13 protein-coding genes and 1 pseudogene are annotated in these 14008 nt (G+C 71.7%); 8 read left to right on the forward strand and 6 right to left on the reverse strand.

The annotated features are described in order from the left end of the window. Positions 1-214 precede the first annotated feature (214 nt). The 3 genes from OG410_RS29680 to OG410_RS29690 all read left to right on the forward strand — a co-directional run bounded on the left by OG410_RS29680 (position 215) and on the right by OG410_RS29690 (position 1812). The gene (locus OG410_RS29680) at positions 215-580 is read left to right on the forward strand and encodes a sortase-dependent protein (RefSeq protein WP_329301898.1); all 366 of its coding nucleotides are present in this window, start codon (positions 215-217) and stop codon (positions 578-580) included. Further along, positions 577-1209, forward strand: coding sequence for a class F sortase (locus OG410_RS29685; protein WP_329301899.1), 633 nt, complete (start codon positions 577-579; stop codon positions 1207-1209). The genes OG410_RS29680 and OG410_RS29685 overlap by 4 nt, the downstream gene beginning before the upstream one ends. 111 nt (positions 1210-1320) lie before the next feature. After that, entirely contained in the window at positions 1321-1812 is a 492-nt protein-coding gene (locus OG410_RS29690; RefSeq protein WP_329304290.1) for an RNA polymerase sigma factor, read from the forward strand. An 84-nt stretch (positions 1813-1896) separates the two neighbouring features. On the opposite strand, the gene OG410_RS29695 is transcribed toward OG410_RS29690, so the two are convergent. Further along, entirely contained in the window at positions 1897-2202 is a 306-nt protein-coding gene (locus tag OG410_RS29695) for a hypothetical protein (protein ID WP_329301900.1), read from the reverse strand. Between the two features lie 271 nt (positions 2203-2473). Here OG410_RS29695 and OG410_RS29700 point away from each other — a divergent pair, with 271 nt between their 5' ends. Then, entirely contained in the window at positions 2474-3838 is a 1365-nt protein-coding gene (locus tag OG410_RS29700; protein WP_329301901.1) for an FAD-dependent oxidoreductase, read from the forward strand. A gap of 63 nt (positions 3839-3901) precedes the next feature. Continuing rightward, a complete protein-coding gene (locus OG410_RS29705; RefSeq protein ID WP_329301902.1) occupies positions 3902-4156 on the forward strand; it encodes a hypothetical protein in 255 nt (84 codons plus the stop codon). Here the strand turns inward: OG410_RS29705 and OG410_RS29710 are convergent. The 3 genes and pseudogenes from OG410_RS29710 to OG410_RS29720 form a co-directional block, all read right to left on the reverse strand. Then, entirely contained in the window at positions 4149-5339 is a 1191-nt protein-coding gene (locus OG410_RS29710) for a serine hydrolase domain-containing protein (protein ID WP_329301903.1), read from the reverse strand. The genes OG410_RS29705 and OG410_RS29710 overlap by 8 nt on opposite strands. Before the next feature lie 254 nt (positions 5340-5593). Further along, a complete protein-coding gene (locus tag OG410_RS29715; protein ID WP_329301904.1) occupies positions 5594-6277 on the reverse strand; it encodes a glycerophosphodiester phosphodiesterase in 684 nt (227 codons plus the stop codon). A 17-nt stretch (positions 6278-6294) separates the two neighbouring features. Beyond that, positions 6295-7470, reverse strand: a pseudogene (locus tag OG410_RS29720) (adenosine deaminase). Between the two features lie 253 nt (positions 7471-7723). Between OG410_RS29720 and OG410_RS29725 the strand changes: the two are divergent. Further along, the gene (locus OG410_RS29725) at positions 7724-8578 is read left to right on the forward strand and encodes a hypothetical protein (RefSeq protein ID WP_329301905.1); all 855 of its coding nucleotides are present in this window, start codon (positions 7724-7726) and stop codon (positions 8576-8578) included. Positions 8579-8644: 66 nt separating this feature from the next. Here OG410_RS29725 and OG410_RS29730 read toward each other — a convergent pair whose 3' ends face one another. Then, complete coding sequence (locus tag OG410_RS29730; protein ID WP_329304291.1) at positions 8645-10240, reverse strand: MFS transporter; 1596 nt, start codon at positions 10238-10240, stop codon at positions 8645-8647. Between the two features lie 128 nt (positions 10241-10368). Beyond that, positions 10369-10950 (reverse strand): NADAR family protein, encoded by a 582-nt coding sequence (locus OG410_RS29735; RefSeq protein ID WP_329301906.1) that lies wholly within the window; start codon positions 10948-10950, stop codon positions 10369-10371. Positions 10951-11158: 208 nt separating this feature from the next. On the opposite strand from OG410_RS29735, the gene OG410_RS29740 reads away from it, so the two are divergent. Next, on the forward strand, positions 11159-12685 hold the full coding sequence (locus OG410_RS29740) for a gamma-aminobutyraldehyde dehydrogenase (RefSeq protein WP_329301907.1): 1527 nt from the start codon (positions 11159-11161) through the stop codon (positions 12683-12685). 73 nt (positions 12686-12758) lie between these two features. Continuing rightward, positions 12759-14006, forward strand: coding sequence for an ABC transporter substrate-binding protein (locus tag OG410_RS29745; RefSeq protein WP_329301908.1), 1248 nt, complete (start codon positions 12759-12761; stop codon positions 14004-14006). Positions 14007-14008: the final 2 nt, after the last annotated feature.

The raw sequence follows: 14008 nt of genomic DNA on the forward strand, positions 1-14008 counted from the left end.
CGGTCGCGTCAACACCGCAGTTGGACGGGGGAGATTGGCACCAGGACGGAGGCGGACAGCCGTCGGCGCGGCCGAGTTCCCGCACGGCGCGGCTTCCGCACAACGGCTTTGCCGTCTCTTTACAACCCCGTCCGCCGTCGGCTCGTCTCTCCGCTCGATCCGTAACCGGCCCGCCGCTCCGGCGGGCCGTCGGACCGACGAAAGAGAGCGATTCATGCGCCGAACCGTCTTCAGTGCCACGGCACTCGCGTGCACCGCCGTACTGGTGGGCACGGTGCCCGCGTTCGCCGACGGGACCTCCCCGAGCCCCAGGACCCGTCCGGGCGTCACCGCCGCCCCGGCCCCGGCGAGCCCCCGCGCGACCCGGGCGCCCTCCGCCGTTCCCAGCCCCGTGCCGACGCGGGCGCGGGCCTCGCGGCAGGTCTCCGTCCGGCCGAGCGGAGCGCCCGACACCGGTGTGGCGACGACCGCGACGCCGTCCTCGGTCCCGGGCGCGCTCGTCGGCGGGAGCGCCGCCGCCGTGTTCGCCGCGGGCGCGGCCGTCCTCGTCGTACGCCGTCGGCGGGCGACCGGGGCATGACGCCTCTCTCCAGGCGCGCGTTCGTCACCACGGCCGCGGCCGCGCTGCTCGTGGGCTGCGGCGGCCACCCGGCCGCCCCGCCCGCGCGGCCCGGCGGCACATCCGCGACCGCACGGCCCGGCGGCGCGTCCACGGCCGCAGGGCCGGCCGCGAAGCCGGCGCGTGCGCTCGGGCGTTCGGTGCCGGTCGGGCTGCGGATACCGGCCATCGGGGTCGACACCCCGCTGATCCGGCTCGGACTGGCCCCGGACGGCAGCGTGCAGGTGCCCCCGATCGCGGCACACGACCGGGCCGGCTGGTACCGGCACTCGCCGACGCCCGGCCAGAAGGGCCCGTCGGTGATCCTCGGTCATGTCACGGTCGGCTCGTACGGCGACGGGGTCTTCCGTCACCTCGCGCGGCTGCGCCACGGCGACCGGATCGTGGTGCGTCTGGAGAACGGTGGGTCGGCCGAGTTCACCGTCGGCGACGTCCGTACGGTCGCCAAGGTCGACTTCCCGGCCGACGCGGTCTACGGCGACGTGGACCGCCCGGAGCTGCGGCTCATCACCTGCGGAGGTCCCCGCTCCGGAAGCGTCTACCGCGACAACGTGATCGTGTTCGCGGCGCTCACCTCCGCGAACCCCTGACCCCCGACCGGCTGCTCGACGGGGCGCCGGGAGAGAGGATCCTGGGCCGCCGGTCCGTACCCCCGCGGCCCGGGATCCGTCCCACCGGCACCGTCACGACCATGGAGAATGTTGAAAGGGTCCCGTGAGAAGGCAGCGTCCGAGCTGTTCGCCGCCCTCTATCCGCGCCTCGCCGGCTGGTGCCGCCGTCTCGTCGACGACGACGGGACGGCCCACGAGATCGCCTCGGAGGCGTTCACCCGGCTCTGGTCCCGCTGGACCTCCGTCGCCGAGCCGCGGGGGTTCCTCTACGTCACGGCGGCCAACCTCGTCCGGGACCACTGGCGCAAGCTGGAGCGGGAACGCAGGGCGATGTACCGGGCCACCGCCGAGGCCGTCGTCGGCCCGCCCAACGAGCAGGCCGATCCGTCCGTACGTCTGCTCGTGCAGTCGCTGCCCGAACGGCTGCGCGTCCCGATCCTGCTGCACTACTACGCTGACATGCCGATCCGGGAGGTGGCCGCGCTGACCGGGCGCAAGGAAGGAACGATCAAGGCCGATCTCCACGCGGCCCGCGAAACGCTCCGCGCCCACCTGAGGAGAAGTCTTGATCACACACTCTGACGACGGTCCGGACTTCGGCCCCGACGATCCGCTCGCCGTCATCATGCGGCCCCCGTCCGAGTACCTCTCTCCACCGCCCGGCCGTTACGAGGCGATCCGCCGGGGTGCGGCCCGTCGCCGGCTGCTGCGCGCCGCGGCCGGGGCCGCGGCGGCGTGCGCCGTCGGCGCTCTCGTCGTGCTGCCGCTCCGGTCGGCCGTGCCCGAGGCACCCGTGTCCCCGGTGGTCCCGCTGGCCCCGCCCGCGAGCAGCCCGTCGGCCGAGCCCACTCCGTCGTCGTCGCCCGGGAGCGCCAGTCCCCGTCCCCGTGCGAGCGGACCGTCCCACCGGACGTCGGCGCCCGGTACCGCACCGACTCCCACGGCCCGGACGACCGGTGTACCTTCTCTCACCCGCACTCCGTCGGCGCCCCGGACCTCCGAGCCCGCGACCGCCGGACCGTCCGCGGTCCGTACCCGGGCCGTTCCCACAGCGACCAGGGGGGCTCAGCGGTAGGGATGCGGAGGGTACGCTCCGCCCTGCGGGCGCCACCCATAAAGCGGTCCTTCAGTACCCATAAGTCGGCCTTATGAGGTCATAGCCCGGACCCGCCTACTGACTTAGGTTTGCCTCAGTTTAGGCTTCCCGTCGAGTCCCCCGCCCCAGTTCGAAGGGAACCTGATCATGCCTCGCCCTCTGCGGGTAGCCATTGTCGGAGCCGGCCCCGCCGGAATCTACGCCGCCGACGCGCTGCTGAAATCCGCAGTGGCCGTCGAGCCCGGTGTCTCCATCGACCTGTTCGAGCGGATGCCGGCCCCGTTCGGTCTCATCCGTTACGGCGTCGCCCCCGATCACCCCCGGATCAAGGGCATCATCACGGCCCTGCACCAGGTGCTCGACAAGCCGCAGATCCGCCTCTTCGGCAACGTCGACTACCCGCGCGACATCGATCTGGACGATCTGCGCGCCTTCTACGACGCGGTGATCTTCTCCACGGGCGCGACGGCCGACCGGGCCCTCGACATCCCCGGCGTCGAGCTCGACGGCTCCTACGGCGCGGCGGACTTCGTCTCCTGGTACGACGGTCACCCGGACGTCCCGCGCACCTGGCCGCTGGAGGCCGAGAAGGTCGCCGTCCTCGGTGTCGGCAACGTCGCCCTCGATGTGGCCCGCATCCTGGCCAAGACCGCGGACGAGCTGCTGCCCACCGAGATCCCGCCGAACGTCCACGAGGGCCTCAAGGCCAACAAGGCGCTCGAGGTCCACGTGTTCGGCCGCCGCGGTCCGGCGCAGGCGAAGTTCAGCCCGATGGAGCTGCGCGAGCTGGACCACTCGCCGAACATCGAGGTCATCGTCGACCCCGAGGACATCGACTACGACGAGGGCTCGATCGCCACCCGGCGCGGCAACAAGCAGTCCGACATGGTCGCCAAGACCCTGGAGAACTGGGCCATCCGCGACGCGGGCGACCGCCCGCACAAGCTGTTCCTGCACTTCTTCGAGTCGCCGACCGAGATCCTCGGCGAGAACGGCGAGGTCGTCGGCCTGCGCACCGAGCGCACCGCCCTCGACGGCACCGGGAACGTCAAGGGCACCGGCGAGTTCAAGGACTGGGACGTCACCGCGGTCTACCGCGCGGTGGGCTACCTCTCCGACAGCCTGCCCAAGCTGCCCTGGGACGTCGACTCGGGCACGGTGCCGGACGCGGCCGGCCGGGTGCTGGAGGACACGGGCGAGCACCTGGCATCCACCTACGTCACCGGCTGGATCCGGCGCGGTCCCATCGGTCTGATCGGTCACACCAAGGGCGACGCCAACGAGACGGTCGCGAGCCTGCTCGACGACCACGCCAACGGCCGTCTGCTCGCGCCCTCCTCGCCCGAACCGGAGGCCGTCGAGGCCTTCCTCGGTGAGCGGGACGTCCGTTTCACCACGTGGGACGGCTGGTACCGGCTGGACGCCGCCGAGAAGGCGCTGGGCGAGCCGCAGGGCCGCGAGCGCGTGAAGCTCGTCGAGCGCGAGGACATGCTGCGGGAGAGCGGCGCCTGAGCCACTGGAGCCCCGGACGGGGGCGGTTTTGAACACGTTCAAGTCGGGGCGTACGCTCCCGGTATGAGCGACAGAGCCGCCCTGTCCCGGGGCATCCGTGCGTGGCTTGTCTTCTTCGTCGTCAGCCTGGTGCTCAGCGGCATCGTCCCGCTGGCCCTGATCTGCGGACCGATCCGCGGAATCCCCTTCTGGTGGACGGTCGTCGACCTGTCCTTCGGGATCTTCGGGGTGATCCCGCTGTATGTCGTACGGAAGAAGATCAAGCGCCTGGAGGCGCTCACCGCGGACCGGACGACCGCCCCGGCCCTGGCTACTTGAGCGCGGCCAGGGCGATCCGCTGGGCGACAGGGTTCATCGACTCGCCCTTGGCGTCCGTGGAGTTGACCGAGTACACGAGGGTACGGGACAGGTTCCGGGTGGCCGCGACGGCGGTGCTGTAGCCGTACCGGGCGCCCGACTTGAGCCAGTACACCGTGCCCGCGTACTCGAAGCGCTGGAGTCCGGCGCTCATGTCGGCGCCCTTGATGCCCGGGGGCACGGTGAACATCTCCTCCAACTGCCGTGCCGGGACCAGGTCTCCCTCGAACAGGCGCGTGATCAGCCGCTCCAGGTCCGCCGTCGTGGAGATCATGTCGCCGGCCGCCGATGGGGTCTCCCCTGCTCGAACGAAGTTGAGAGCTTGGGGAAGGTCCGCCTGGTTCCAGTCGGTGACGTCCACGAAGGCCGTCGTGCCGTCGGGCCGCCGCACCGCCTGGTAACCGTGGTTGTGCGGCCCGTGGATGTAGGGGGCGGTGCCGGGGAAGTACGTGTGGCGCATTCCGGCGGGCCCGAGGATCCGCCGGGCAGCCTCGTGCGCGTACGTGTGGCCGGTCACCTTCTCGATCATCAGGCCGAGGACCGTGTAGTTGATGTTCAGGTAGTGCTGCCGGGCGCCCGGCGTGAACTCCGGTCCCTTCGCCACCGCGGAGGCCACGACCTCGCGCGGTGTGAGGGTGTCGAAGCGGTGCGCGTACGCGTCCTCGAAGGCGTCGCCGAAGCCGTCACCGGACTGGATGCCACTCGTGTGGTTGAGCAACTGCCGCACGGTGATGGGCTCGAAGGCCGGCGACAGCAGCCCGGGGAGGTACTTCTGCACGGGAGTCCCCAGCCCGACCCTGCCCTCGGCCGCGAGCTGGAGGACGACCGCCGCCGTGACGACCTTCGTGGTGGAACCGGCGCGGAAGCGGGCGTCCGGATCGGCCGCGCGTCCGCTCTGCAGGTCGTGCACCCCGGCGCTGCCGCGCCACGTGCCGTCGCCGCCGCCGACCCGTACGAGTGCCGCCGTCGCGTTCGCGTCCGGGAGTCCGGCCAGCGCGGCGCCCAGCGCGTCGGCGTCGGGCCCGGCGGCCGTCCGTGCCGAAGCCGCGGCGGGGGAGGCGAACGCCGGAGCGCCCAGCGGTCCGGCCGCGAGACCGAGAGCGAGGGTGGCGGCCAGGACAACTGCTGGGCGGCGTAAGGGCATTGAGTGCTCCTGAGGATGGTGGGCCGGAAGTGGACACCGCTCATCCTCCGGCTTGGCACGACCCTCCGGATCCTCACCAGGCAGGGTGCCGCCCCCTGTATCCGGGCCGGGGTCGCCCCTAAGGGACGACCGCGACGACCCCGACCCCTGCGTATCGCGCGGCCGCCGCGCCGCGTGCGGGACTCCGGCCGAGGCTTCGGCGGGCGTACCCACCGCGTCCGGTGCGTCACCTGTCGCCTGCCGGGCCTGCTTGCTCAGTCCTTGCGCAGGGCGGTGAGCGCGTCGATGCGGTTGGTCGTGATCGAGTCGACCCCCGCGTCGAGCAGGCGGCGCATGGACCGGCGGGTGTCCGGGGTCCACACGGAGAGCAGGTGGCCGTCGCGGTGGACGCGCGCCGCCAGGTCGCGGTTCACCAGGGGGAAGCGGTAGTTGAGCCAGCGCGGGCGTACGACGTCGAGCAGGCCCGGACGCGGCGGGGCCAGGCTCGTCCAGGTCAGCGCGATCTCCGCGGACGCGTCGGCGGCCCGCACCGCGAGCATGGCGGGGGCCCCGGCGCAGTAGTACACCCGCTCCCCGGCCCCGCACGCCCGCACCACGTCCACGACCTCGCGCGCGACCCCCACATCCACCTGTCCCGGCAGGTCGACCATGACCCGGCTGTCGCCGGTCGCCCCGAGGGCCTGCGCCAACGTGGGCACACCGCCGGCCGTGAGTCCGCGCACCTCGTCGCCGGAGAGCGAGCTCAGCGGCCGGTCGTGTCCCCACAGACGCTTGAGCGTCGCGTCGTGCAGCAGGACGGGTACGCGGTCGCGCGTCAGCCGTACGTCGATCTCGACGGCGTCCGCGCCCCGGTGGAGCGCGGAACGCAGCGAGTCGATCGTGTTCTCACGGGCGCGATAGGGGTCGCCGCGGTGGGCGACTGCGGTCACGGTGCGCATGGGGCCATTGTGCTGGGTCAGAGCGCGAGCCAGTTGGCGGCGTACGTGTCGATCTCCGCGGCGAGTCCGGCCTTCTCCGCCTCGCCGAGGAACGAGGCGCGCACCGCGTTCTTGGCGAGTTCGGCGACGCCCGGCTCGTCGAGGCCGAGGAGGCGGGCGGTGACCGCGTACTCGGTGTTGAGATCGGTGCCGAACATCGGCGGGTCGTCGGAGTTGACGGTGACCGTGACACCCGCCGCCACGAACTCCTTGACGGGGTGCTCGTCCAGGGTGAGGACGGCGCGAGTGGCGATGTTCGAGGTCGGGCAGACCTCCAGCGCGATGCCGTGCTCGGCGAGATGGGCGAGCAGCCTCGGGTCCCGCGCGGAACTCGTGCCGTGGCCGATGCGCTCGGCGCCGAGCAGGTTCAGCGCGTCCCAGACCGTCTCCGGGCCCGTCGTCTCACCGGCGTGCGGCACCGACCGCAGTCCCGCCGCGCGGGCACGGTCGAAGTACGGCTTGAACTGGGGCCTCGGTACGCCGATCTCGGGGCCGCCGAGTCCGAAGGAGACGAGCCCCTCCGGCCGCAGCCGGTCGTCGGTCGCGAGCCGCACGGTCTCCTCGGCGGCCTCCAGGCCGGCCTCGCCCGGGATGTCGAAGCACCAGCGCAGGACGACACCCAGCTCGGCCTCGGCGGCCTTGCGGGCGTCCTCGATCGCGTCCATGAAGGCACGCTCGTCGATTCCGCGCCGTGTGGAGGACCACGGAGTGATCGTCAGCTCGGCGTAGCGCACCTGCTGACGGGCCATGTCGCGGGCGACCTCGTACGTCAGCAGCCGTACGTCCTCGGGCGTGCGGACGAGGTCGACGACGGACAGGTACACATCGATGAAGTGGGCGAAGTCCGTGAACGTGAAGTAGTCCGCGAGCGCCTCTGGGTCGGTCGGCACCCGGGAGTCGGGGTGGCGGGCGGCGAGCTCGGAGACGATGCGCGGGGAGGCGGAGCCGACGTGGTGGACGTGCAGTTCGGCCTTGGGCAGTCCGGCGATGAAGGTGTGCAGGTCGCGGGCGTCGTCGCGTGCGGTGATGTGCTCGGTCAACGGGTTCCTCCCCGGAACGGCGTCCCTGGGCCGTGTTCGGCCGGACGCGGGTGATCGGCTGATCGACGGTTCGGGATCATCGTAGGCGGCCGCCCCTGTCCGGGCCCGGTGCACCCTGCTGAGGACGAGAGGGCCGTCGTATGACGGAGATCCGGGGAGCGGCTTGGGCCGTAGCATGACGGAACGTACGAGAGAGGGGACCTCGCGCATGTCCGACGACGCCCAGAGGCCGACCGCCCCACGCGACGCGGGTGCGTGGGCTCCGCCGGGCGGGGCGAACCCGATGTCCGCGCACGGCGGGTCACCCGAGCGGAGCGGCTCGTCCGGGACGGATTCCGGTCCGGATTCCGGTCGCGCGGAGGACGCGATGTCCGAGGCGGATCGCGCGACCGCCGCCGGTCCGGACCGTGCGGTACCCGCGGCGCCCCCGGCGGGCGGCGCTTTCGGTGACGCGCCTGCGGGGTCCGTTCCCGCCCAGGGCGCCGCGCCCTTCGCCGTCCCCGCCCCCGACGCCCGGATCTCCCTCGGGAAGCGCGAGGCCGACCGGGAATCCGAGTTCAACCCCTGGGCCCCGCCCGAGGAACTCGCCTCGCCCGGGCCGGCCGCGCGGGGGAGTGCCGCGCCTCCTCCGGCGTACGGGCTTCCGGCGATCACCTCGCTGCCCGGCACACCCGTCCCGCCCGGACCCGGACACCTCGGCGGCCCCGCCTGGGACAACCCCTTCGCGCCGCCGCCCGCCCGCACCCCCTACCCGCAGCCCTTTCCCGGCGAGCACGTCCCTCCGCCGCCGATCGCCCCCGGAGGTCCCGGCCTCCCGTACGGCTACGGCCACCCGCGGTACCCCGGCGCTCCCGCGGGTGCCGTTCATCCGGGCGTACCGGGTTACGGCTGGCCCGTGGCGGGGCCCATGCCGAGCAACGGGCTGGGAACCGCCGGGCTCGTGCTGGGCATCATCGCGGCGGTCCTGTTCGTCGTGTGGCCGCTGGCGATCGTGCTGGGCGTCCTCGCCGTGATCTTCGGGCTGATCGGCGGGGCCAAGGCCCGTCGCGGCGAGGCCACGAACCCCGGGCAGGCGCTGGCCGGGGTCATCTGCGGAGCCGTCGGACTCGTTCTCGCCGTCGGCGTGTTCGTCCTGATCATCGTGTTCGCCGCGGACGACGACGGCGGCGGTGACGCGGGTGGCGACGACGGCTTCTCCACGTCCCTGGTGACACAGCGCTGACGGCCCGCGTGACCTGCCGGTGACGGCCCGCGCCCGGCACATCCGTGGACCGGTCCGACGGCGCTGTCAGCCGGCCGGCGGGGGTTCCTCCGGCTCCTTCGTCCCTCCTCGGCCGCCGGGGTGGCGCAGAGCGCAGAGGAACGCGACGGCGAGCGCGATCGCCATGCCGTAGAAGACCCGCTGGTTGGCCTCGGCGAAGTCCGTCCGCACGCCGGCCATCACCTCCCGCATGGTCGACGCAGTGACGCCGGTGCCCGTCGGCTGCCGTGTGTCGGAGTTGCCCGTGACCGCCTGGGCGATGTCGTCGGCCACGCTGTGGGCCTCGGCCGACGACAAGCCGTGGGACCGGAGCGTCGAGACGACCTTGTCCGTCATCGTGTGTGTCAGGACGGTCCCGAAGACGGCGAGCCCGACACTGGCCGCGTAGTTGCGGACGGTCTGCGTGATGCCGGTGACCTCGCCGTAGGAGGCTCCGATGGACCGGTTGACGGCGTCGGTGGAAGCGGGCGCCAGGAGGAAGCCGATCCCGGCTCCCGCGAGGGCGACGTAGGGCCACTGGTCGTGCATGGACAGGTCGGTCAGCTTGCCGGCCCAGAGGTAGAACCCGACCGCGCCCACGATGGTGCCGATCTTCATGGGCCGCCGTGCGCCCTGTCTGTCCAGCATGCGGCCGCCCCACTGGGAGGCGATCGCGAAACCCGCGAAGAAGTACAGAAGGTAGAGCGCGGCCTGGTCGGGCGAGGCGCTGAGGGAGACCTGCGCGTACACCGAGGCGAAGAAGAACACCGGGACGAAGGCCAGCATGGCGAAGAAGAGCACCAGGGAGTCCACGGTGAACGCCTTGTCCCGGAAGACCGCCAGGTTGACCAGCGGTTGGCGCCGGTCCCGCTCGTAGCGCCAGAAGAGGATCAGGACGACGAGGCCGCCCGCGATGCAGCCCCAGGTCGCCGCGCTGTCCCAGCCCCAGGCCGCCGCCTGCTGGAATCCGAGCACGCTCAGGCCCATGCCCACCGCGATGAGCAGGGCCCCGACGCCGTCCAGCGACTCGTCGCGCCGCCGGTCGGGAATGCGCGCCAGCACGGTCAGGACGAGCGCCACGACGGCGACGGGCACGTTGACCCAGAAGATCGCCCGCCAGGTCCACGACGTGAGCCAGCCGCCCAGCAGCGGGCCGATGGCCGTCAGCGCTCCCGACAGTCCGAAGAACAGGGCCAGGGCCCGGCCGCGCCGCTGCACCGGGAACACGGCCACGACCACGGCGAGTGCCGCGGGGAAGAGGAGAGCGGCCCCCAGGCCCTGGGTCGCCCTGAAGACGATCAGCCAGGTCTGGGCGAGGTCTCCCTCGGGCACACAGCCGCACAGGACCGACGAGATGACGAACACCAGGGTGCCCACGACGACGACACGGCGTGGCCCGAGCAGATCGGCCAGCCGTCCGCCCAGGGCGAAGAACGCGGCCAGCGACAGCAGGTAGGCGTTCACCACCCACTGCATCCCGGACGCCGACAGCCCCAGCTCGCGGACGATGTCCGGCGCCGCGATGGAGACGATCGTCTGGTCGATGAACGTCATCGACACCGCGAAGAGCATCGCCGCCAGTGCCAGTGACTGGCGAGGGGCCCGGGGCGCGGTGGACGCGATGTCGTCCTGCTCTGCGTACATGCCACTCACACGCACAGTTTTGGCCGGTCGGGACACCACCGCATCCGCGGACCGCCACCCTCGGGACGGCCACCCCGGCATCCGCGGACCGCCCCCCGCCCCCTGGGGGCGTCGCTTCCGGCCTGGCCCTAGGAGCCCGCCTCCGTGGGCGCGTCCGGCGAGCGCAGCCGCTCGCGTGCCTCCATCAGGGCGAAGCCCAGCAGGTTCTCGCCCGGCCAGCGGCGTGGGTCGAAGGCGCCGTCGTCGTTCGCGGCGAGTCCGATCCCCCAGACCCGGTCCACGGGACTCGCCTCGACGAGCACGCGCCCGCCCGTGCCCAGCAGGAACGCCCGCAGGCCGGGATGGGCGGCGAACTTGTGGACGCTGCCCTCGACGACGATCCCGAACCGCTCGCGCTCCCAGGCGCCGTTGTCGAAGTCGCGCACCAGCCGCCCGGCCTTCTTGGCGAGCGCGGGGTTCGGCGCCTCGATGGCCTGCCGCTCGGCCTCGGCGTCGCCGAACAGGCGCGCCTTGGACGCCATCATCCAGTGCTCCGCCGTCGCGTAGACGACCCCTTCGACCACGAAGGGCGACGGCCACCACTGGCTGAGGCAGCTCGACCCCAGCCGTCCGTCCGGCTGCGGGCGGTGCCCCCAGAAGTGCAGGTACTTCACCGGTGTCCCCGACTGAACCGCACCGACCAGTGCTTCCCGTGTATCGATCTTCCCCATGCACGCCACTGTGGCACGCACCACTGACACACCGTCCCGCCTTTTCCGGGGGGACTCGACACCTGGTCAAAGGATTCCGTCGCGTAACCAAAAGGCAACAACGGAATCACTTGTTGGAGTCCCTTTGCTCTGTCAGGATCGGCACTCAAATCGAGCTGGAGCTACGCCGACCCTCGTCCCGACGGGGAGGACGGCGGAGGAGAGCGACATGCACAAACCGGGCCATCGCTTCCAGGCGCAGGACCGCCTCGCGGGCGGCGCGCAGTACATCGGAGGCCGTCTCACCCAGGGCACCTCCGGCCGTACGCACGCGGTCGTGAACCCCGCCACGGGCGAGGAGGTGTACACGTACGAGCTGGCGAGCACCGCCGACGTGGACGCGGCCGTCGCCGCCGCCCGCGCGGCGTTCCCCGGCTGGGCGGCCACCACCCCGGGGGAGCGGTCCGACGCGCTGCACCGGTTCGCCGCCGTGCTCGCCGAGCGGGCCGAGGAGTTCGCCCGGGCCGAGTCGCTCCAGTGCGGAAAGCCCCTGAAGCTGACCCGCGAGTTCGACGTCCCGGGAACCATCGACAACACCGCGTTCTTCGCGGGCGCCGCCCGGCATCTGCAGGGCCAGTCGGCCGGTGAGTACTCCGGCGACCACACCTCGTACGTACGCCGCGAGCCCATCGGGGTCGTCGGTTCCATCGCCCCCTGGAACTACCCGCTCCAGATGGCCGCCTGGAAGATCCTCCCGGCGGTCGCGGCGGGCAACACGATCGTGCTGAAGCCCGCCGAGCTGACCCCGCTCACCTCCCTGCTGTTCGCAGAGGCGGCCACCCACGCGGGGATTCCGGACGGTGTCATCAACATCGTCACCGGTCTGGGCAAGGAGGCGGGCGAGCATCTCGTCGGGCACCCCGACGTCGCCATGACCTCCTTCACCGGGTCGACCGCCGTCGGCAAGCGGGTCGCGGAGATCGCCACCTCGACCGTCAAGCGACTCCACCTGGAGCTCGGCGGCAAGGCCCCCTTCCTCGTCTTCGACGACGCGGACCTGGAGGCCGCCGTGCACGGCGCGGTCGCCGGTTCGCTCATCAACACCGGCCAGGACTGCACGGCCGCCACGCGCGCGTACGTGCAACGCCCCCTCTACGACGCGTTCGTGGAGCGGACCGGCGCCCTGATGGCGAGCGTCCGCGTGGGCGATCCCTTCGCGCCCGGCACCGACCTCGGCCCGCTGATCTCGCACGCGCAGCGTGACCGCGTCGCCGGATTCGTCGACCGGGCCCGCGGCTACGCGCGCGTGGTCACCGGCGGAGAGGCCCCACAGGGAGAGCTCAAGAGCGGCGCGTACTATGCGCCCACGCTCGTCGCCGACGCCGCACAGGACAGCGAGATCGTGCAGGCCGAGATCTTCGGCCCCGTGCTCGTGGTGCTGCCCTTCGACACCGACGACGAGGGCATCGCGCTGGCCAACGACACCCCGTACGGACTGGCCGCCTCCGCCTGGAGCCGCGACGTCTACCGGGCCAACCGCGCGACCCGCGAGATCAAGGCCGGGTGCGTGTGGGTCAACGATCACATCCCGATCATCAGCGAGATGCCGCACGGCGGTTACAAGGCCTCCGGCTTCGGCAAGGACATGTCCGCCTACTCCTTCGAGGAGTACACGCAGGTCAAGCACGTCATGTTCGACAACACCGCGGTCGCCAGGAAGGACTGGCACCGCACGGTCTTCGGGGACCGGCCGTAGCCCCATCGGCTACGGCCCTGTGGCAGACCAGGCCGCGACCACGGCCGCGACCCTCTCGAAAGGGCATCAGAGCATGGAGCAGTACGAGCCCGAACGCCTGTCCCCGGTGCAACTGGCCGCCATGCGGCGCAGCCTCCGGAACGGCAGGGCGGCCCTCACCCGTCGTTCACTGCTGCGTGCCTCGGCGGGCGGCGCGCTGGCCGTCGGCGGACTCGGGGCACTGAGCGGCTGCGGGATCCCCGCGGCCGGCCTGACCCAGGGCGGCACGTCCGCCCAGGACCACTCCGCCACGGAGAAGACCCTCAACTTCTCCAACTGGACCGAGTACATCGACCTCGACGACAGCGGCAAGCACCACCCGACGCTGGAGACGTTCCGCAAGCGGACGGGTATCTCGGTCAAGTACACCGAGGACATCAACGACAACAACGAGTTCTTCGCCAAGATCAAGCCGCAGCTCGCCGCCGGCCAGCCCACCGGCCGCGACCTGATCGTCCTCACCGACTGGCTGGCCGCGCGCGTGATCCGCCTGGGCTGGGTCCAGAAGCTCGACCCGTCCAACCTGCCGCACGCCTACACCAACCTGTCGCCGCAGTTCCGCAACCCCGACTGGGACCCGGGACGCGCCTACTCGTACGCGTGGCAGGGCATCCCGACGGTCATCGCCTTCAACAAGAAGGCGCTCGACGGGATCGAGGTGAAGTCGGTCTCCGACCTCCTCGACAACCCGAAGCTGAAGGGCCGTGTCTCGTTCCTGTCCGAGATGCGCGACACCATGGGCATGACCCTGCTCGACATGGGCAAGGACCCGGCGAAGTTCACCGACGACGACTACGACGCGGCCATAGCCCGGCTGCAGAAGGCCGTCGACAAGGGCCAGATCCGCCGCTTCACGGGCAACGACTACACCTCCGACCTGACCAAGGGCGACATCGCCGCCTGCGTCGCCTGGGCCGGAGACGTCGTCCAGCTCAAGAACGACAGCCCGGACGTCGACTTCGTCATCCCGGACAGCGGCTACATGACGTCGACCGACAACCTGCTGGTCCCCAACAAGGCGCGTCACAAGACGAACGCCGAGCGGCTGATCGACTTCTACTACGAGCCGGAGCAGGCCGCCGAGCTCGCCGCGTACATCAACTACGCGACTCCGGTCGAAGGAGTGAAGCCCTACCTTGCCAAGATCGACGAGGACGCGGCGAACAACCCGCTGATCGTTCCCGACAAGGCCATGCAGGCCCGGTCCCACGCCTTCCGCTCGCTGAGCCAGAAGGAAGAGACGGCCTACGAAGAGAAGTTCGCGAAGCTCACAGGGGCGTGACG

It is taken from the genome of Streptomyces sp. NBC_00659 (assembly GCF_036226925.1).
Classification (GTDB): Bacteria; Actinomycetota; Actinomycetes; order Streptomycetales; family Streptomycetaceae; genus Streptomyces.